The sequence below is a fragment of the Streptomyces siamensis genome (assembly GCF_039543605.1).
Classification (GTDB): domain Bacteria; phylum Actinomycetota; class Actinomycetes; order Streptomycetales; family Streptomycetaceae; genus Streptomyces; species Streptomyces siamensis.
The window spans coordinates 247,709-265,156 of record NZ_BAABKB010000045.1 but is presented as its reverse complement, the minus strand read 5'-3'; the positions used below and the strand labels follow the sequence as shown (position 1 = coordinate 265,156).

Annotated in this window: 21 protein-coding genes; 9 read left to right on the top strand and 12 right to left on the bottom strand. The window is 72.7% G+C overall.

Translation table 11 applies throughout. From position 1 onward, the window contains the following. Positions 1 to 43 precede the first annotated feature (43 nt). Together ABEB03_RS41335 and ABEB03_RS41330 are read left to right on the top strand one after the other, a co-directional pair. Positions 44 to 388, top strand: coding sequence for a hypothetical protein (locus ABEB03_RS41335; RefSeq protein WP_345658198.1), 345 nt, complete (start codon positions 44 to 46; stop codon positions 386 to 388). A 105-nt stretch (positions 389 to 493) separates the two neighbouring features. After that, positions 494 to 1,339 carry a spermidine synthase gene (locus ABEB03_RS41330; protein ID WP_345658197.1) on the top strand — a complete coding sequence of 282 codons (846 nt, stop codon included), beginning with the start codon at positions 494 to 496 and terminating at the stop codon, positions 1,337 to 1,339. Here the strand turns inward: ABEB03_RS41330 and ABEB03_RS41325 are convergent. The 3 genes from ABEB03_RS41325 to ABEB03_RS41315 all read right to left on the bottom strand — a co-directional run bounded on the left by ABEB03_RS41325 (position 1,301) and on the right by ABEB03_RS41315 (position 5,083). Beyond that, positions 1,301 to 2,704: an MFS transporter gene (locus tag ABEB03_RS41325; protein ID WP_345658196.1), complete on the bottom strand. Its 1,404-nt coding sequence runs from the start codon at positions 2,702 to 2,704 to the stop codon at positions 1,301 to 1,303. The genes ABEB03_RS41330 and ABEB03_RS41325 overlap by 39 nt on opposite strands. Before the next feature lie 235 nt (positions 2,705 to 2,939). After that, a complete protein-coding gene (locus tag ABEB03_RS41320; RefSeq protein WP_345658195.1) occupies positions 2,940 to 3,962 on the bottom strand; it encodes a hypothetical protein in 1,023 nt (340 codons plus the stop codon). Between the two features lie 86 nt (positions 3,963 to 4,048). Continuing rightward, on the bottom strand, positions 4,049 to 5,083 hold the full coding sequence (locus ABEB03_RS41315) for a hypothetical protein (RefSeq protein ID WP_345658194.1): 1,035 nt from the start codon (positions 5,081 to 5,083) through the stop codon (positions 4,049 to 4,051). A 70-nt stretch (positions 5,084 to 5,153) separates the two neighbouring features. Between ABEB03_RS41315 and ABEB03_RS41310 the strand changes: the two genes are divergently transcribed. Further along, on the top strand, positions 5,154 to 5,606 hold the full coding sequence (locus tag ABEB03_RS41310; protein WP_345658193.1) for a DUF4442 domain-containing protein: 453 nt from the start codon (positions 5,154 to 5,156) through the stop codon (positions 5,604 to 5,606). A gap of 97 nt (positions 5,607 to 5,703) precedes the next feature. On the opposite strand, the gene ABEB03_RS41305 is transcribed toward ABEB03_RS41310, so the two are convergent. The 3 genes from ABEB03_RS41305 to ABEB03_RS41295 are packed head-to-tail and all read right to left on the bottom strand — an operon-like array spanning position 5,704 to position 6,991. Then, positions 5,704 to 6,144 carry an SRPBCC family protein gene (locus tag ABEB03_RS41305; RefSeq protein WP_345658192.1) on the bottom strand — a complete coding sequence of 147 codons (441 nt, stop codon included), beginning with the start codon at positions 6,142 to 6,144 and terminating at the stop codon, positions 5,704 to 5,706. 47 nt (positions 6,145 to 6,191) lie between these two features. After that, complete coding sequence (locus tag ABEB03_RS41300; protein WP_095932860.1) at positions 6,192 to 6,530, bottom strand: ArsR/SmtB family transcription factor; 339 nt, start codon at positions 6,528 to 6,530, stop codon at positions 6,192 to 6,194. Continuing rightward, on the bottom strand, positions 6,527 to 6,991 hold the full coding sequence (locus ABEB03_RS41295; RefSeq protein ID WP_345658191.1) for an SRPBCC family protein: 465 nt from the start codon (positions 6,989 to 6,991) through the stop codon (positions 6,527 to 6,529). Before ABEB03_RS41295 ends, ABEB03_RS41300 begins: the two co-directional genes overlap by 4 nt. Before the next feature lie 239 nt (positions 6,992 to 7,230). On the opposite strand from ABEB03_RS41295, the gene ABEB03_RS41290 reads away from it, so the two are divergent. Further along, a complete protein-coding gene (locus ABEB03_RS41290; RefSeq protein WP_345658190.1) occupies positions 7,231 to 7,887 on the top strand; it encodes a DedA family protein in 657 nt (218 codons plus the stop codon). 151 nt (positions 7,888 to 8,038) lie between these two features. Here ABEB03_RS41290 and ABEB03_RS41285 read toward each other — a convergent pair whose 3' ends face one another. Continuing rightward, positions 8,039 to 8,572, bottom strand: coding sequence for a gamma carbonic anhydrase family protein (locus ABEB03_RS41285; protein WP_345658189.1), 534 nt, complete (start codon positions 8,570 to 8,572; stop codon positions 8,039 to 8,041). Positions 8,573 to 8,700: 128 nt separating this feature from the next. Between ABEB03_RS41285 and ABEB03_RS41280 the strand changes: the two genes are divergently transcribed. After that, entirely contained in the window at positions 8,701 to 9,498 is a 798-nt protein-coding gene (locus ABEB03_RS41280; protein ID WP_345658188.1) for an acyltransferase, read from the top strand. Positions 9,499 to 9,551: 53 nt separating this feature from the next. Here ABEB03_RS41280 and ABEB03_RS41275 read toward each other — a convergent pair whose 3' ends face one another. Next, a complete protein-coding gene (locus ABEB03_RS41275; protein WP_345658251.1) occupies positions 9,552 to 10,409 on the bottom strand; it encodes an EamA family transporter in 858 nt (285 codons plus the stop codon). A 102-nt stretch (positions 10,410 to 10,511) separates the two neighbouring features. On the opposite strand from ABEB03_RS41275, the gene ABEB03_RS41270 reads away from it, so the two are divergent. Together ABEB03_RS41270 and ABEB03_RS41265 are read left to right on the top strand one after the other, a co-directional pair. Further along, complete coding sequence (locus tag ABEB03_RS41270) at positions 10,512 to 11,084, top strand: helix-turn-helix domain-containing protein (protein WP_345658187.1); 573 nt, start codon at positions 10,512 to 10,514, stop codon at positions 11,082 to 11,084. A gap of 176 nt (positions 11,085 to 11,260) precedes the next feature. After that, complete coding sequence (locus ABEB03_RS41265) at positions 11,261 to 11,818, top strand: YbaK/EbsC family protein (RefSeq protein WP_345658186.1); 558 nt, start codon at positions 11,261 to 11,263, stop codon at positions 11,816 to 11,818. A gap of 66 nt (positions 11,819 to 11,884) precedes the next feature. On the opposite strand, the gene ABEB03_RS41260 is transcribed toward ABEB03_RS41265, so the two are convergent. Further along, positions 11,885 to 13,090 carry a cation diffusion facilitator family transporter gene (locus ABEB03_RS41260; RefSeq protein ID WP_345658185.1) on the bottom strand — a complete coding sequence of 402 codons (1,206 nt, stop codon included), beginning with the start codon at positions 13,088 to 13,090 and terminating at the stop codon, positions 11,885 to 11,887. Between the two features lie 17 nt (positions 13,091 to 13,107). Here ABEB03_RS41260 and ABEB03_RS41255 point away from each other — a divergent pair, with 17 nt between their 5' ends. Together ABEB03_RS41255 and ABEB03_RS41250 are read left to right on the top strand one after the other, a co-directional pair. After that, entirely contained in the window at positions 13,108 to 13,467 is a 360-nt protein-coding gene (locus ABEB03_RS41255; protein WP_345658184.1) for an ArsR/SmtB family transcription factor, read from the top strand. Between the two features lie 184 nt (positions 13,468 to 13,651). Further along, a complete protein-coding gene (locus ABEB03_RS41250) occupies positions 13,652 to 14,500 on the top strand; it encodes an alpha/beta fold hydrolase (RefSeq protein WP_345658183.1) in 849 nt (282 codons plus the stop codon). Between the two features lie 37 nt (positions 14,501 to 14,537). Here ABEB03_RS41250 and ABEB03_RS41245 read toward each other — a convergent pair whose 3' ends face one another. From ABEB03_RS41245 to ABEB03_RS41235, 3 genes are all read right to left on the bottom strand, one after another. Then, positions 14,538 to 14,978, bottom strand: a complete 441-nt coding sequence (locus ABEB03_RS41245; RefSeq protein WP_345658182.1) for a GNAT family N-acetyltransferase — start codon at positions 14,976 to 14,978, stop codon at positions 14,538 to 14,540. A 103-nt stretch (positions 14,979 to 15,081) separates the two neighbouring features. Next, positions 15,082 to 15,489 carry a CoA-binding protein gene (locus tag ABEB03_RS41240; RefSeq protein WP_345658181.1) on the bottom strand — a complete coding sequence of 136 codons (408 nt, stop codon included), beginning with the start codon at positions 15,487 to 15,489 and terminating at the stop codon, positions 15,082 to 15,084. An 84-nt stretch (positions 15,490 to 15,573) separates the two neighbouring features. Continuing rightward, positions 15,574 to 17,433: a TIGR03767 family metallophosphoesterase gene (locus ABEB03_RS41235; protein WP_345658180.1), complete on the bottom strand. Its 1,860-nt coding sequence runs from the start codon at positions 17,431 to 17,433 to the stop codon at positions 15,574 to 15,576. Positions 17,434 to 17,448 lie beyond the last annotated feature (15 nt).

Here is a 17,448-nt window from a genome sequence, read left to right as displayed (position 1 = left end):
GTCGGTGCCGTGCGCGAGACTGATCGCGGACAGTGCCGCGGCAGTGTCGTCGAGGGGGGCGTGGCCGCCGGTCACCGTCGACGGTCGGCGCTGGATGGACGGCGGCACCCACTCACCGGCCAACGCCCACCTCGCCGCCGGGTACGGCCGCGTCGTCGTCACCGCCCCGATCGCGAGGGGCGGCGGCCCCCTGGTCTCCGCCGCCGAACAGGGCCGCAGGCTGACCGAGGACGGCACACAGGTCGCCGTCGTCTCCCCGAGCGCCACCGCGCGGCGGTCCTTCGGACGCAACCCGCTGGACCCCGCGGCCAGAGCCGCGGCGGCCGAGGCAGGACGAGCGCAGGCCCCGGCGCACACGGCGCGGATCGCCGAGGTCTGGCGGGCCTGAGCCGAGCGGCTCGCGGACGCCCCGGCACACGACCCGCGGCGCCGCATGCCGCGCCCTCCCACGGGCGCGTGACCTCCGCCCCGGACGCCACGGCACAATGGACGCGTGGACGAGCCCATACCCGTGACGCGCGCCGTGGATCACGGCACGGCGAAGCTGATGCCCGACATCGACCGGGATCGGGCATGGCTGCTGACGGTGGACGGCGCACCGCAGTCGTACGTCGATCTCGACGAGCCGACACACCTGGAGTTCGAGTACACGCGCCGACTCGGGCATGTGCTGGACACGGTGGCGGCGCCGGGCCGGGCGCTGGACGTCCTGCACCTCGGCGGCGGGGCGCTCACCCTGCCCCGCTACGTCGCCGCCACACGGCCCGGTTCCCGGCAGGACGTGGTGGACGCCGACCGCGCGCTGCTCTCCCTGGTCGGCGAGTACCTGCCGGTGCCCGAGGACGCCGATGTCGCCCTGCACGGCGCCGATGCCCGGGCCTGGCTCGAAGCGGCAGCGCCCGACTCCGCGGACATCCTGATCGCGGACGTCTTCGGCGGCTCACGCGTACCGGCGCACCTGACCACGCTGGCGTACGCGCGCGCCGCCGAGCGGGTGCTGCGCGCCGACGGTGTCTATCTGGCCAACCTCGCCGACGCCGCGCCCTTCGCCTTCCTGCGCTCCCAGCTCGCCACGTTCTCCGCGGTGTTCGAGGAGCTGGCCCTCATCGCCGAACCCGGCGTACTGCGCGGCCGCCGCTTCGGCAACGCCGTGCTCGTGGCCTCCCACCGCCCCCTCGACACGGCCGCCCTCGCCCGGCGGACGGCCGCCGACGCCTTCCCCGCGCGCGTGGAACACGGACCCGCACTGCGGGAGTTCACCGGCGCCGTCGAACCCGTCCGTGACGAGGACGCGGTCGCCTCACCCGAGCCGCCCGCCGGAGCCTTCGGCATCGGCTGACCCGGCCCCGCCGGCCGTCGCCGTGGGGGAACCGGCGGCCACGGCCGCGGCCTTGGTCAGGCCGTCCGCCACGGCCGCCTCACCGGGTGCAGCGCCGGCCCCGCGCCCGGGTGTACCGTGCGCCAGCTGCTTCGTCCGCCGCGTCAGGTTCCGCACGTCGGACACGCACAGGACCGCCGCCGTGACCAGCACGACCAGCGCGGAGCAGCTCCACAGGGCGGTCGTGCGCCCGACGGCCTGTTCGACGGGGCCCGCCAGCGCCGTGGCCAGCGGGACCATGGCGATCGACCCGAACCAGTCGTACGCGGAGACGCGCGAGAGCTTGTCCTCGGGGATCTCCTGGTGCAGTGCGGTCATCCAGGACACACCGAACACCTCGATCGCCAGACCGCTGGCGAACATGACCGCGCACAGCGGGCCCACCGGCACGGGGACCGCGAGCGCGGCTGCGGGAAGGGCCAGCGGGAAGACGCAGAGAGTGCCCGCGAGCAGCAGCCGACGGGGTTTCCAGCGGGTCATGAGCAGCGCACCGCCGACGGTGCCGGCGCCGAACGCGCCGAGGGCCAGACCCCATGGACCCGGGCCGCCGAGGCTGTCCTGGGCGACCAGCGGTCCGTACACGGCGTCCGCGGCGCCGACGACCGCGACGACCACGGAGAACTGCGCGACGATGGTCCACAGCCAGGGCCGGCCGACGAACTCGCGCCAGCCGTCGCGGAGATCGGCGAGCAGCCCGCCGCCGGGCTCGCGCGGCGGAATGTGACTGACGTCGAGGAACGAGCGCAGCGCTCCGGCGAGCGCGAACGCCAGCGCGTCCACGGCGAGCACCCAGCCCGGCCCGAGCACGGCCACCAGCGCGCCGCCGAGGGCCGCGCCGCCCAGCCCCGCGCCCTGCATCGCCATCCGGAACATCGCGAAGGCTCGGCTCGCCTGCTCCCCGGCGACCGAGGACATCAGCATGCCCTCCGCCGCGGGGTTGAAGAACGCCTGGCCGGTGCCGCCGAGCGCGGACAGCAGCATCATCTGCCACAGCCGCGCGTCACCGCCGATCACCAGGGCGGCGAACACGGCCTGGGACACGCAATTGAGGGCGTTGGCCGCGACCATCACCCGATGCCGCGGCAGCCGGTCCGCGACCGCACCGCCGATCAGCAGGAAGAGCACCAGCGGCAGGGTCCGGGCCGCCGCCACCAGGCCCACGTCGCCGCCGTCGCCGCCCGATTCGAGAACCGCGAAGGCCGCGGCGATCAGGGCGCCCTGGCTGCCCAGGTTGGTGACGACCGCGGCGGCGGTCAGGAGGGTGTAGTTCCGGCCCGCCCAAGAGGGACGGCGCAGGTGGCGCGGGGAGTCGGCGGCAGTGTTCACCGGCTGACTATCGCCGCAGGAGCCACTCCTTGCCAAACCGATCAGGCCGCTGCCGGACCTCGCCGGGTCGCCGCCCGGCCGCCGCGCGGGTGCACGGCGGCCGGGAAGGACGCGGGAACGCGGGCTCGGGCGGGGCGGCCGCCCCGTGCTCGGACTGCTGTCGCAGCCGCCGCGTCAGGACGGTCGCTCAAGGACGGTCGCCGCGGTCCGACGGGCCCGGACCGTCCCTCGGGGCTCAGGAGCCCGTGGGGTCACCGTGCAGTCGTACCGTGCTGAGGATCTTCTGCACGGTCGCGTCCGACACCTCTTCGCCGACACCCTTGGCACCGTAGAAGGTCCAGGACACGAAGTCGCCCGCCGAGTTCTTGAAGGCGAAGGTGGTCGCCTTGCCGTTGGAGTCGCACTTGCCCTTCTTGGGCACACCGGACGAGTACGTGGTCGCGACGCTGCCCTCGACACCGGACTTCGTCGTGTACGCCTTCGGCTTGCCGATCTTCAGCAGCTTCTTCGAGGCGTCCTTCTGGTCGGTGTAGCCGCCGAAGACCCACCACGCCGAGTCGTTGCGCGCGACGTCGTCGGTGTTCTTGGCGCCGCTCTGGCCCTTGGTGCCCGCCGCGGCCAGTGCGGTGTCGCTCTTGTACCCGTCCTTGTCGTCGTCGGACGTGCACCACTTCTCCTTGAGGAACGCGGGTGCGGACATGCCGATCAGCGCCGAGCCGTCACCCTTCTTGTCGTCCTCGAAGCCGATGAAGGTGCCGGGAGTCTTGACCTCCCAGTCCGCCGGGACGTCGAAGGCGGTGCCCCACTTGGGGTTCACGACGACCTTCCAGCCCGCGATGGTCGCCTTCTCCTCGTCGCCGCCGCGCGGGTTGTCGTCGCCGCTCGGGCTCGCCGACGTGGAGGCGGACTTCTTGGGCGACTTGGACGGCTTGCCGTCCGCCTTGTCGTCGTCGCTGCCGCCGCCCAGGACCAGGAAGCCGGTGACCCCGGCCGCGATCACCACGGCCGAGGCCGCGACGATCGCGGTGATCTTCGTCTTGTTGCCGCCGCCGCCGCTGCCCCCCGCCGGCTGAGGCGCGCCGGGCGTCTCCGACGGGGAGCCCCACTGCGGCTGCCCGTACTGGTTGGGCTGCTGGTACCCGGTCTGCTGGTATCCGGGCTGCTGGTACGGATTCGGCTGCTGGTACCCCGGCTGCTGGTACGGGTTCTGGTCCTGCGGGTTCTGCTCGCCCCCGGGCGGCTGCTGTCCTGGCCACATGGGCAGTAACCCTAGTGCCGCCCGTGACATGTTTGGGTCACCGCGTTTCGTCAGACGTGTACCGGATCAGTGACTCGGACAACGAGTCAGGACGCCGGGGGGACGTCGTAGAGCCGTACGGTGGAGACGATTTTCCGCACCGTCGCGTCCGAGACCTCCTCGGACACCCCCTTCGCCCCGAAGAACTCCCACGAAACGATGTCGTTCGAGGGGTCCTTGAAGGAGAAGACGGTCGCCTTCCCGTCGACGGCGCACTTTTTCGATTTCTCCACACCCGACGACGACGCCGTGGCCAGACTGCCCGTGATGCCGGACTTCGTCGTGTACGGCTCCACGGCGCCGGACGTCACCAGTTTCTTGTCGGGCTGGGTGTAGGCGCCGTAGACCCATGCCGCGGCGTCGTCGCGAGCCGCGTCCTCGGGGGTCTTCGCCCCGTTGTTCCGCTTGGTCCCGGCACCCGCGAGCATCGTGTAGTCCTCGGTGCCGTCCTTGTCGTCGTCGGAGCCGCACCACTTCTCCTTCAGGAGCGCGGGGGCCGCGACGGCGGCGAGAGGCTCGTCACGGGGGTCGTCGTCCTCGGAGACGTAGGTGACCCAGCCCGTCGACTTCAGTCCCCACTGCGGGGGGACGTCGAAGGCGATGCCGCGCTTGGGGTTCACCACGGTCTTCCAGCCGGCCACGGTCGGCTTCTCGGCGCCCTCGGTGCCCCGCGGATCGCTCGCCGGGCTCGACGGCGCGGACGGCGACCCGGTCGGCCCGGGTCCTGCCCCGTCGTCCTTGCCCGGTCCGAGCAGGACGAAGCCGGTCACTCCGGCGGCGACGACGACCGCCGCGGCCGAGATCAGGGCGAGGACCTGCGTCCGCCTGCCGTCGCCGCGGCTCGCGGGCGGTGCCGCGGCGTCCGCGGTGACCGTCGGGGCGTTCCAGGGGGCCGGTGCCTGGTGATAGGGATTGGGCTGCTGGTACCCCGGCTGCCGGTACGGGTTCGGCTGCCCGGCCCCGGCGTCCGGCCGGGGACCCGGTCCTTCTGCTCCGGCGGACGGCCGCGGGTTCGACTGCCCGCCACCGGTGGGCTGTTGGGGATTCTGTCCGCCCGCGGGCGGCTGCTCTCCTGGCCACATGGGGCGTAACGATACGGCGATGATCGGCGCGCGCTGGCCAAGGGTTGCTACTCGCGGGTAACATGCCGGTATGAGCGCAGACCAGATGACGATCGGCGAGATGCTCGCCGCCACCGTGCCGATGGCCCGGACCCTGAACCTCGAGTTCGTGGAGACCGGTCCGGACAAGGCCGTGGTGGCGCTGCCGGACCAGAGCGACTACCACAACCACGTGGGCGGGCCGCACGCCGGAGCGATGTTCACGCTGGGGGAGTCGGCGAGCGGAGCGATCGTCCTTGCCGCGTTCGGGGACCAGCTCTCGCGCGCCGTGCCGCTCGCGGTCAGCGCCGAGATCGCCTACAAGAAGCTCGCGATGGGGCCCGTCACGGCCACCGCGACCCTCGGCCGGCCCGCCGCCGACGTCGTCGCCGAACTCGACGCCGGCCGGCGTCCCGAGTTCCCGGTCGCCATCGCCATCCAGCGCGCCGACGGTGCCGTCACCGGTGAGATGACCGTCGTGTGGACGCTGCGTCCGAACGGCTGAGCCGTCTGTCGGCAGGGGCCCCGGCCGGGACGTACGCTCCGGCCAGGGCCCCTGCCGTGCCGCCGAAGGCCCTGGGTCGACGGCCGGCTGACGGGTGCTAGTGCCAGTTGCTGATCATGACGTCGTGCGGCGCGGGATCGCCCTTGCCGGTCTCGACCAGCTTCTTGAGGCTCATCAGGAAGATCGCCCACTTGGTGTTGCAGTGGTACATGAACTCCACCGGCTCCTTCCAGCCCTCGTGCCGGAACAGCACGATCGTGAAGCCGTCCTCCTGCTTGAGCTCGAACGCGACCTGCGTGCCGATCCACTCCTCGGGGCCGTCGACGACCTCCCAGAGCACGCGCTCGGCGGGCTGGGCCTCCAGGACCTTCATGTCGAATCCGCCGGGTACGAAGCGGAACCGGATGACGCCACCGACCCCGCTGTCACCCTCCGTGTCCTCGGTCCACCATTTCGACAGCCCGTCGATCGTGGTCAGGGCCGCGTAGACGTCGTCGGGCGACGCCGTGACGCCGATCCTGTGCAGGATGTCCACCATCTCGATACCTCTTTCGTGCGGGGGCGCCCGTGCGCGGGCGCGGTCGGTCAGCTGTCCTTGCTGCGCTGGATCGCTTCGGCGATCCGCTTGATCCGCTGGAGCCGGGCGTCCCATGCGGCCCCGACCGACGACAACTGCGCCACAGCGCGGGCGAGTTGGGCTTCGTCGACCTGATACAGGCGCTCGCGTCCGGACGGCGTGACGTGGACCAGACCGACCCGGTCGAGCACGCCGAGGTGTTTGGCCACCGCCTGCCGTGTGACCGGCAGCCGCTCGCTCAACGTGGTGGCGGTACCACCGCCGCCGCTCAGCAGCAGGTCGAGCATCCGGCGCCGTATGGGGTCCCCGACCGCCGACCAGAGGTCGTCGTCGACGGTGACGCTCATGACGCCGACACCAGCCGGGAGACGTAGGAGACGAGGCGCGGCAGGAAGTGGTCCCATCCGGACACGTGGTCGAGGTACTGCTCCTCCAGGACGGCCGCCTCCCAGCCCTTCTCGCGGAATCCGGCCTCGGTGAAGTGCAGCAGGGTGCCGGCGCCGGAGGGGACCAGGTCGAAGGTGACCAGGAGGGAGTTGGACGCCGACGCGGTCACGCCCTCGTCGTACACCCACCGGAAGGAGAACCGTCGCGGCGGGTCGGCCTCCACCACCGTGAGCGGCACGGCCTTCGCCTCGGGGGTGGACGCGTCGCCGAAGGTGATGACTCCGGTGCCGCCGGGAACCGGTTCGAGCTCCGCCTCGTCCGGCCACCACTCCCGCAGGTGCTCGGGCCTGCTGACCACCTCGTAGACCACCTCGGGCGTGGCCTCGACGTAGATCTCGCGCTCGATGCTGCCGTACTCCATCCCACCGACCTCCATGTGCAACCTTTAGTTGCGTAACACTTTAGGGTGCCCCTCCGTGATGTGCAACCTTTGGTTGCTCGATGGGGTCCGGTGTGAGCTCCACGGCACCCTCGGGCCCTCCGTCGGGCCAGACCGACCAGGTAGGCTTCCCGGCGTGTGCTCAGGGGGAAGTGCACCCCGGGTGATCATGTGCGGCGCATGTGCCCGGACCAGGCACAGTCAAACGGGAGGTACCGGCGTTGCACGTCCAGGACTGGCTCGAGACGGTGCCCGCGGTCAGCATCTATGCGCTCGTGGGCCTGGTCATCGGCTTGGAGAGTCTGGGCATCCCGTTGCCCGGCGAGATCATCCTGGTCTCGGCGGCGCTGCTCTCCTCCCAGCACGAGGGCATCAACCCGTTCGTCCTGGGCGCCTGCGCCAGCCTGGGTGCCATCGTCGGTGACTCCATCGGATACGCCATCGGCCGCAAGGGCGGGCGTCCGCTCCTGGCCTGGCTCGGCGCCAAGTTCCCCCGGCACTTCAGTGAGGGGCACGTCGCCACGGCCGAGCGGTCCTTCCAGAAGTGGGGCATGTGGGCCGTCTTCTTCGGCCGGTTCATCGCCCTGCTGAGGATCTTCGCCGGTCCGCTCGCGGGCGTGCTGCGGATGCCGTACTGGAAGTTCCTGATCGCCAACGTGCTCGGCGGCATCGTCTGGGCCGGCGGCACCACCGCGGTCATCTACTACGTCGGTGTCGTCGCCGAGTCCTGGTTGAAGCGCTTCTCGTGGCTGGGTCTCGTCGCGGCGGTGCTCGCGGGCCTCGCCTCGATGCTGATCGTCAAGCGCAAGGCCAAGCGGGCCTCGGCCGAGCGGGCCGAGGCCGGCGCGGAACCGGTCGCGGCGCCCGCCGGCGACTGAACCGGACGGCACGCGTCCGAGCCCTGGTCCTTCTCCGGGCGTGACCCGGCGGGTCGTGCGCCCGGCCATCCCGTGCCGCGCTGCTCGGCCCCGGCCGCACCGCCGACGGCGACAGCGACCGGGAGGCCGGGAGGGGCCTGAGGGGTGGGGCTCAGTTCTCCTCGTGCGCGGCCCGGTGGGCCTTCGCCAGCTCGACGTACAGCGTGCCGTTCAGCGAGATGCCCTCGCGCTCCTCGGCGGTCAACTGCCGTTTCACCTTGGCGGGCACCCCCGCGACGAGAGAGCCCGGGGGCACCCGCATGCCCTGTGGGACCAGCGCCTGCGCGGCCACCAGTGAACCGGCGCCGATCACCGCGCCGTTCAGCACCGTGGCGCCCATGCCGATCAGGCAGTCGTCCTCCACGGTGGCGCCGTGCACCACCGCGTTGTGCCCGACGGAGACCCGCTCGCCGATCGTGATGGGGAAGCCCGGGTCCACGTGAAGGCTGCAGTTGTCCTGCACGTTGCTGTCGGCGCCGATGACGATGGGACCGCAGTCGGCGCGCAGCACCGCGCCGTACCAGGCGCTCGCACCCGCGTGCAGGGTGACGTCCCCGATGATCACGGAGGTGGGTGCCGCGAAGGCATCCTGGTCCACCTTCGGGTCCTTGCCGCCGATCCCCATGATCAACGCCTGCTGCGTCATCGCCGCCCCACCGTCTTCTCGTCGCGTCGGTACACCGGCACCGTATGTCATCGCCTGCTGCTCCGGTGGGGTGAAGATCACAGCCGCACGAGCTCATCGGCGCAGCTCGCGCTGAGTACGGTGAGCGGGTGCCCAAGAGCAAGAACACGTTCTCATCATGGCGGCGGCGCCTCGCTCAGCGCGCCGTCCACGCGGGCTGGGCTTGGGTGCAGCGCACGGGAGCCGTCTCGGCCGAGCGCCCGGGGCGCTTCCGCTTCGGGTCGATGGGAACAGGTACCAGACTCGCGTTCCCGCTCGGCACGGTCTTCGGCGAACCCTGGATCCACCTCGGCTCGCACTGCATCGTCGCCGAACAGGTCACGCTGACCGCCGGGTTGATGCCCGACCTGGACCTCGGACCCGACCCCATCCTGCGCATCGGCGACGGTGTCGTCCTGGGCCGCGGCAGTCACGTCATCGCCGACACGACCGTGACGATCGGCAGTGACTGCTACTTCGGGCCGTACGTGTACGTCACCTCCACCAACCACTCGTACGACGATCCGCACGAGCCGATCGGCAAGCAGTGGCCGCGGATGGAACCCGTGGAGATCGGGCCCGGGTGCTGGATCGGGACCGGCGCGGTGATCCTGCCTGGCGCCCGCATCGGGCGGAACGTCGTGGTGGCGGCCGGTGCGGTGGTGCGCGGTCAGGTGCCGGACCACGCCGTGGTGGCGGGCGCTCCGGCGCGCGTCGTACGGCGCTGGGACCCGGTGGCCGGCTGGCAGCCGCCATTGCGGACCCCGGCGCCCGTGCCGATTCCCGACGGCGTGACGCCGGAGCAGCTGCTGGCCCTCTCCGGGCTCGACGAAGAGGCCGCGGCCCGGCTCGCGGAACTCGACCTCGACGCCGAGGGCGCCACCGGGGACGTGCGCGCGGAGTCCTGAAGCGGTGCCGGCCGTGCGGCCCCGGTCTTCCGCGCTTCCTGTCGGACGCGGCGTCAGCCCGTCGCCAGAAGCACGGTGCCGACGAGGGCGAGGCCGGCGCCCGCCGCCTGCACACCGCGGAGCCGTTCGCTGAGGAAGCCGCGCGCCGCCAGTGCCGTGACCACCGGGTACAGCGAGGCGAGGACGGCGACCACGGTGACCGGGCCGTGCTGGGCGGCGACGGAGTACGTGCCGTTGGCCGCGACGTCGGCGAGTCCGACGAAGGCGAGCGCGGGCAGGGTGCGCCAGGGGAAGCCGCTCTCGGGGAGCGCCCGGGCGCCGCGCCCGACGGTGACGAGCAGCGCCGCGCCGCCCGCGGCCACGTTGGTCACGCGCTGCACGAAGAGGGCGAGGAAGAGTCCGGTGACCGACGACGACGCCTCCGCGATCAGGGCGAAGACCGTGCCGAAGCCGAGCGCCGCGAGCAGCGAGAGCAGGATCGCCTGCCGCTGCACGGGAGCGCCCCGCAACTGGGGGCCGCCCGCGAGGATCACGCCCGCGACGGCGATCGCGATCCCCACGAACTGGGTCGGCCCGGGCCGCTCCCCGAGGACGAGTCCCACGGTGATCGGGACGGCCACGGCGAGGGAGCCGAGCGGGGAGACCACACCCATCGGGCCCAGGGCGAGGGCCTTGTAGAAGGAGAGCAGCGCGACCGGTCCGACCAGACCCGCGGCGAACGCGAACCACAGCTGCGGTCCCGCCGCGCTCCAGCCGCCGGTGGCCACGACGATCGCGCCCAGGACCACGGCGGCGATCGACTGGGAGACGACGACCACCGTGAGGGCCGGCGTGCGACGGGTGAGCAGCCCTCCGCCGAAGTCGGCCAGGCCCCACAGGAGGCTGGTCGCCAGGGCGAAGAGTGCTGGCAGTGCCGTCATCGGGCCCCTCGCAGTACAGTTCGGTGAACGATCGGGTGCACCACACGATAGTTCACCTGATTGAACTCTGTCATCCAGAATATTGGACGGAATGTGTCGGACCTCGACCTGCTGACCCAGTCCCTGGGGCGCAACGTGAAGCGCTGGCGCACCGAGCGCGGCTTCACCCTGGACGCGCTCGCCGCGCGCGCCGGGGTCAGCCGCGGCATGCTCATCCAGATCGAGCAGGCCAGGACCAACCCGAGCCTGGGCACCGTCGTCAAGATCGGCGACGCCCTCGGTATCAGCATCACCACCTTGCTCGACTACGAGCAGGGGCCGAAGGTCCGTATCGTCCCCGCCGAGCAGGCCGTACGGCTGTGGCACACCGAAGCGGGCAGCTACAACCGGCTCCTCGCGGGCACCGAGGCCCCCGGTCCGCTGGAGATGTGGGACTGGCGGCTGATGCCGGGCGAGGGCAGCCCCTCGGACCCGCACCCGACGGGCACGGTCGAACTCGTCCACGTCACCGAGGGCGAACTGACCCTCACCGTCGACGGGGTCGAGCATCTCGTCCCCGCCGGCGCCAGCGCGTCCTTCGAGGCCAACACCCCGCACCGGTACGGCAACGACGGTGACGTGCCGGTCGAGATGGTCATGGCGGTGTCCGTCCCCCTCGTGCACTGAGGTGTCGCGCGGGCCCCGTTCCTCGTGGACCGAGGAGGCCGGCGGGCCCTGTTCCTCTCGTACGTCGAGGCGTCCCGTGCGTCTGCTCCTCGCGCACCGAGGCGTCCTGCGGGCCGTGCCGTTCGCGTGCCGAGACGTCCGGCCGACCCCGCAGGCACGGCTGTTAGCGTGCCGTCATGCGCGCACCCATCGGACGCTTCGACACCGCCACGCCCGCCCCCGACTGCCTCGACGAACTGACCCGGCCGGTCGCCGACGCCGTACGCGCATGGCGCGGCGGCACCCCTGCGGACCAGATCGTCTACGTCGACACGGAGCCCGACTGGGCCGACACCGCCACGTTCGTCGAGCACTACGGAGCGGAGCTGCTCGACCAGTCCGCCAACTGCGTGGTCGTCGCGGGCAAGCGGGGCGGCGAGACCGCGCTCGCCGCGTGCGTCGTCCTGTCCGCCACCCGCGTCGACGTGAACGGAGCCGTGCGGCGTCAACTCGGCTCCCGCAAGGCCTCGTTCGCGCCGATGGACACGGCGACCGGGGAGACCGGCATGGAGTACGGCGGCATCACACCCCTGGGGCTCCCCGCCGACTGGCCGCTTCTCGTGGACTCGGCCGTCGTCGAGCTGCCCTATGTACTGGTCGGCAGCGGGCGGCGGCGGGGCAAACTGCTGGTGCCGGGCAAGATGTTCGCCGAGCTGCCGAACGCGGTGGTGCTGGAGGGGCTCGGAGTCGCCTGACCCGCGGTTCGGCGAGGCGGCCGGGCCCGTGCCCGCGGGGGCTCCCGGCCGTCGGGTGCGCGGCGGTCAGGCCGCAGCGTGGTGCGCCAGCGCCAGGTGCGGGTCCGACTCCCCGGGCGCGGTCGCCGGGTCGGCGTGCACCAGCACGGCGGTGAGTCTCGGCACCGCGTGCAGCAGGGCGTGTTCGGCCTCGACCGCGATGCGGTGGGCCTCGCGGACGCTCGCCTCGCCGTCGACGACCACCGCGACCTCGGCGCGCAGCCGGTGCCCGATCCAGCGCAGCCGCAGCTCGCCCACCGCGTGCACGCCCGGCACCTCGCACAGCGCCCGCTCGGCGCGGTCCACCAGCTCCGGGTCCACGGCGTCCATCAGCCGCCGGAACACCTCCCGGGCGGCATCGCGCAGCACCAGCAGGATCGCCGCGGTGATCGCCAACCCGACCAGCGGATCGGCCAGTTGCAGGCCGAGTGTCGCGCCCCCCGCACCCACCAGCACGGCGAGCGAGGTGAAGCCGTCCGTCCGCGCGTGCAGCCCGTCCGCGACCAGGGCGGCGGAGCCGATCTCCCGGCCCACGCGGATACGGTGGCGGGCGACCCACTCGTTGCCGAGGAAGCCGATCACGGCTGCCGCCGCGACGACCGGGACGTGCCGCACGGGCTGCGGGTCGAGCAGTCGGTCGATCGCCGTCCAGGCCGCGAAGGCCGCGGACGCCGTGATCGTCAGCACGATCACGATGCCCGCGAGGTCCTCCGCCCGCCCGTAGCCGTACGTGAAGCGCCGCGTCGCGGCGCGGCGGCCCAGCACGAAGGCGATCCCCAGCGGCACGGCCGTCAGGGCGTCCGCCGCGTTGTGCGCGGTGTCGCCGAGCAGCGCCACCGACCCCGACATCACGACGACGACCGCCTGGGCCAGGGCCGTTGCGCCCAGGACCACGAGCGACACCCAGAGCGCACGCATGCCGCGCGCCGACGACTCCAGCGCCGAGTCGACCTTGTCGGCGGTCGCGTGCGAGTGCGGCGTGATCAGGTGCCGCAGGCGGCTGCCCAGGGTGTGCGCGTGACGGTGCCCGTGCTCATGACCCTGCCCGTGTCCGGCGCTGTGGGAGGGGCCGGGCGCGGGGGAGCGGGCGTGGTTGTGCGCGCGATCGTTGAGGTGGCCGTGGCCGTGCTCGTGCTCGTGGCCGTGCTCGTGCTCGTGGTCCTCGTCCGAGTGGCGGTGGTCGCTCACGGGAGTCCCCTTCCGGTGCGCGGGAGTGGACGTGTCGGCGTCCATGAGGCCATTATGTGCGTATGAGCGCACGCATGCACCTGTCACCTGCGCATGATGCGCACCCGCGTAGTCCCGGCGAGGAACAGTTCGCTCTCGCCGCCGAGCTGCTGGCCCTCCTCGGCGACCGCACGCGCCTCGCGCTGCTGCACGCGCTGACCGGCGGCGATGCCGACGTCACGACGCTCACGGAGGCGTGCGGGGCCGCCCGTCCGGCCGTGAGCCAGCATCTGGCCCGCCTGCGGCTCGCCGGACTCGTGAACACCCGGAAGAAGGGGCGCCGGGTGATCTACTCGCTCGGCGACGGTCATCTGCGCCGGGTGGTCGACGAGGCCCTGAACCTGGCCGACCATCGCATCAGCGACCGTCCGCCGCACGACTGACGACCTTTCGCGTACGGCTGCGGGGGCGGGCCTCGTTCCGCAGCCCGGCCCGGTCCGGCCCAGCCGAGCTCGGCCCGGCCCGGCACCCGGTGGCCCGCGGGAATGCGCGGTGTTCCGCGGGAATGCAGGGCCGTGCGCGGCAAACGGATTGCCGCCGACGGCGCTCGCTCACGAGGATGGCGGCATGCCGGACTTCACCGCTCCCGACGGAACCCGCCTCGCCTACCGCGTCCTGGGCGAGGGCGAACCGCTGCTCTGCCTGCCCGGCGGCCCGATGCGGGCCTCCTCCTACCTGGGCGACCTCGGAGGGCTGTCGCGGCACCGTCGGCTGATCGTGCTCGACCTGCGCGGAACGGGCGACTCCGGCACCCCCGCCGATCCGGCGACGTACCGCTGCGACCGGCAGGCCGACGACGTCGAGGCGCTCCGCGCGCATCTCGGTCTGGACCGGGTGGATCTGCTCGCGCACTCCGCCGGCGGTGACCTGGCCCTCCAGTACGCCACCGGACGTCCCGGACGCGTCCGCACCCTGACGCTGGTCGCCGGGCGGGCGCGCGCCCTCGGCGTCGACTTCACCGTGGAACACCGCCTGGAGGCGGCCGCGCTGCGCAAGGCCGAACCGTGGTTCGAGGCCGGGCACCCCGCCTACGAACGGATCTGGGCCGGCACCGCGAGCGACGCCGACTGGGACGCCGCCACGCCCTTCTTCTACGGGAACTGGGACGCGACCGCCCGGGCGCATGCCGCGACCGAGGTCGAGGAGACCAACGAGGAGGCCGCGGAGCTGTACGCGGCACCCGGTGCCTTCCGTCCCGCCGAGACCAGGGCCGCCGTCGCCGCCTGGGACGCGCGGGTCCTGCTCGTGGCGGGAGAACTCGACAGCGGTCCCCTCCCGCGCGTCGCCGCGACCGTCGCGGACCTCTTCCCGCGGGCCGAGTTGAGCGTGCGCCCGGGTGCGGGCCACTATCCGTGGCTCGACGACCCGCGCGGCTTCAGCGGAACCGTCGCGGCGTTCCTCGCCCGCGGCCGGTGACGCGCCCTGCGTCCACCGGGCCGCCCGCCGGGACCCGTCAGGCCAGTCGCAGATCGATCCACTCGGCACTCTCGCCGGGCAGCACGTAGCGCTCCACCTCGACGAAACCGTGCTTGAGGGCGAAGCGGAGACCGTCGTCGTTGGCCGCGAGCACGACCGTCTCGATCACCTCGGCGCCCAGCCCGCGTGCCTCCTGGAGGCCGCGTGAGTAGAGCTCCTCGCCGAAGCCGCGACCGCGGTGCTCGGCGAGCACACGGGCGATGACCGTGGCCGTGGCGGTGTCGTCGGTGGGCGGGCGCACGGTCGTGCACCCGACCAGGACGTCACCGAGGTAGGCGACTTCGAGGCGGTACCGTCGGGCACGCTCCCGCGCGTCGTCCAGGGACATGGCGGCGGCCGGCACGATCACGTTGTGGACGTGCCGCCAGTCCTCCAGACGGGCGTCGTCGTGCGGCTGCTCGATGCGAAGAGTGGACACCGCAGCAGGAAACCGGTGCCGCGGTCGCGCCGTCAACCACAATTCCCGGCGCACTCCGGGCGCCGGTCGCCGCGTTCGCCCCGAGCCCGGGCGCGGGCAGGGGTCAGCCGAGGCGCGGGATCTCGATGGCCGGGCAGCGGTCCATGACCATGTCGAGTCCGGCGGCGCGGGTCCGGTCGTACGCGGCATCGTCGACGACACCGAGCTGGAACCAGACGGCCTTGGCGCCGATGGCCGCCGCCTCGTCGGCGACGGGACCCGCGAGGTCGCTGTTGACGAAGACGTCGACGACATCGACCTCGAACGGAATGTCGTCGAGGGAGGCGTAGCCCTTCTCCCCGTGGACGGTCTCGGCCTTCGGGTGCACGGGGACGATGCGCTTGCCGTAGCGCTGGAGGACATCGGCGACGCCGTGCGCGGCGCGCCGCTCGTTCGACGAGAGGCCGACGATCGCCCAGGTGTCGCCCAGCTCGGTGAGGATCTTGCGGATCGTTGCCGGGTCGCCGTACATGCTCGGCCTCCTAGGGGTCCCTGTCGTCGCAGCTCGTCGCGGTGAACGCCCGCATCGGGGCGCCCAGCGGGGAAACAGCGGACGTCACCGGGTGATTCCCAGCAGGAGCTCCGTGTTCCGGTCACCGGCCGTGCCGGCCCAGCTCTCCTGCACGCCGCCCGGCATGCCCGCGGCGAGGCCGGGCGCGTTGTACGCCAGTTCACGGTAGAGGGAGGCGAGGCCCACGGCCGACAGGTCGTCGAAGCCGGGGGCCGTGCGGTGCGGGGCGGCGGATTCGATGAGCGTGGTGAACAGGGAGATCGTTCCGTCGCCGTTGTCGGCCAGTTCGATGAGGCGCGCGTGGTGCGGATAGTCCACGTGGGAGGCGGTGTTGACCTCCCAGAAGGAGCGCGCCGGCGTCGCGTGCCCGTGCGGGGTGATCCGGTTGACGTGGCTGTGGCCGTTGATCCAGGCCACCACGTTCGGGAACCGGCTCAGCAGGGCGACCACCTCCGCACCGTCGTGGCGCGGCTCGTCGGTCGGTGCGGCGTCCGGGCGACGGGTCATGCCGGCGCTGTGGTGGTGACTGAAGACCAGGATGTGCGCGTCGTCGGCCCCGGGACGGCGGACGAGCCGTCCGTCGGCGTCGTACGACCGGGAACTGTGCGCCGCCAGGGTGCGTTCGAGCCAGCGCAGTTGCTCGCTGCCGAGGGAGCCCTCGTAGTGGCCGCCGCGGTACGTCGTGTCGATGCTCACGCCGACCACGTTCTCGGCGACGCGGAAGCTGTAGTACATCCGCTCGCCGTCGAGATGGTCCTCGGTGTATCCGTGGCCGCGGGGACCGGCACCGGTGTGCGCGGGGTCGAGATGTGCCGCCAGGTAGTCGTGCGGGGTGAACGGCCGGCGCCGTTCGTCGGGCGTCACGGTACGTGCCGAGGCCGCGTGCCTGCGCAGGACCGACGTGAGCACCTCGCTCCGCGGGTCGTCACCGGTGCGCAGCGCCCGCGCGTAGGCGGCGGCGTCCGCGTCCGGGACCGACAGCAGCTTGCGGGAGCCGACGGCGATGTCGTGGAGCGCCGGCGAGAGGCAACCGCCGGGCAGGTCGTCGTGGTTGCCGACCGTGGAGTACCAGGGGACGCGCAGACCGGGACTGGACACCGTCCGGGTGGCGGCCTCCAGGAACCCGGGGACGAGAGGGAGCCCCCGCCGCTTGTCCAGGTCGCGCAGAGCGGCGTCGTCCGGGTGCCAGTAGAGCGGCAGCCCGGAGTTCTGGACACCTTCGTAGGCCGCCGGATCACCGCTGTTCGGGGTGATCGGGCCGCCGCTCATCAGCGTGAGGAACCACTCCAGCTCGATCACCGAGTTGTTGTCGACGTTGTCGCCCGTCGTCATGACGAACGCGGGCGGCAGCCCCGTGTGCGGGCCTGGCCCGAGGGCGTTCACCTGCTCCACCATCGCCACCGCGCCCGCCACCGTGAGCGCCTCCTGCGCCCGCCACGCGGAGGCCCCGCGCGACCGCAGGAACTCCGTGCGCAGCGGGTTCTGCACATCGGTGAGGTGCAGGTCGGTGAACTGGACGAAGCAGGCCAGTGGCGTACGCCGGTCCTGGCGCCCGTTGCCGGCGGCTGCGAGCTCCGTCCGCACGGTGAGCGGCCAGCCCGGGCCCGGGACGAGCCGCCGGTACGAGCCGGGCCCCGCAGCTCCGCCGAGCCGTGCCGTCGTCTCCAGCGTGGTCGTGCCGTAGGGCGTGGGACGCCGGACCGCTCGGGACTGCCGTCCGGCCGGGTCCCGCGGAGCCGGGGCCCGCGTGTCCGGGTGCCCGGGGGCGTCCGACGTCGCGGGCGGGCGGCGTCCGCCGGGCAGGAACGCCCCGGTCGTCCCGGCGGCTCCGGCGGCGACTGCGGCGCCGGAGGCGAGCAGCAGGCGGCGGCGGTTCAGCGTGGCGGCGGGTTCGGTACCCGTCATGGGTCGGCCCTTCGG

What these genes read in the sequence shown, in the direction of transcription:
- ABEB03_RS41250 (WP_345658183.1), top strand. Translation starts at nt 13,652, where the DNA reads ATGCCGGACTTCACCGCTCCCGACGGAACCCGCCTCGCCTACCGCGTC.
- ABEB03_RS41315 (WP_345658194.1), bottom strand. Translation starts at nt 5,083, where the DNA reads ATGTGGCCAGGAGAGCAGCCGCCCGCGGGCGGACAGAATCCCCAACAG.
- ABEB03_RS41260 (WP_345658185.1), bottom strand. Translation starts at nt 13,090, where the DNA reads ATGGACGCCGACACGTCCACTCCCGCGCACCGGAAGGGGACTCCCGTG.
- ABEB03_RS41255 (WP_345658184.1), top strand. Translation starts at nt 13,108, where the DNA reads ATGAGCGCACGCATGCACCTGTCACCTGCGCATGATGCGCACCCGCGT.
- ABEB03_RS41295 (WP_345658191.1), bottom strand. Translation starts at nt 6,991, where the DNA reads ATGGAGTACGGCAGCATCGAGCGCGAGATCTACGTCGAGGCCACGCCC.
- ABEB03_RS41310 (WP_345658193.1), top strand. Translation starts at nt 5,154, where the DNA reads ATGAGCGCAGACCAGATGACGATCGGCGAGATGCTCGCCGCCACCGTG.
- ABEB03_RS41320 (WP_345658195.1), bottom strand. Translation starts at nt 3,962, where the DNA reads ATGTGGCCAGGACAGCAGCCGCCCGGGGGCGAGCAGAACCCGCAGGAC.
- ABEB03_RS41235 (WP_345658180.1), bottom strand. Translation starts at nt 17,433, where the DNA reads ATGACGGGTACCGAACCCGCCGCCACGCTGAACCGCCGCCGCCTGCTG.
- ABEB03_RS41240 (WP_345658181.1), bottom strand. Translation starts at nt 15,489, where the DNA reads ATGTACGGCGACCCGGCAACGATCCGCAAGATCCTCACCGAGCTGGGC.
- ABEB03_RS41305 (WP_345658192.1), bottom strand. Translation starts at nt 6,144, where the DNA reads ATGGTGGACATCCTGCACAGGATCGGCGTCACGGCGTCGCCCGACGAC.
- ABEB03_RS41300 (WP_095932860.1), bottom strand. Translation starts at nt 6,530, where the DNA reads ATGAGCGTCACCGTCGACGACGACCTCTGGTCGGCGGTCGGGGACCCC.
- ABEB03_RS41265 (WP_345658186.1), top strand. Translation starts at nt 11,261, where the DNA reads ATGCGCGCACCCATCGGACGCTTCGACACCGCCACGCCCGCCCCCGAC.
- ABEB03_RS41285 (WP_345658189.1), bottom strand. Translation starts at nt 8,572, where the DNA reads ATGACGCAGCAGGCGTTGATCATGGGGATCGGCGGCAAGGACCCGAAG.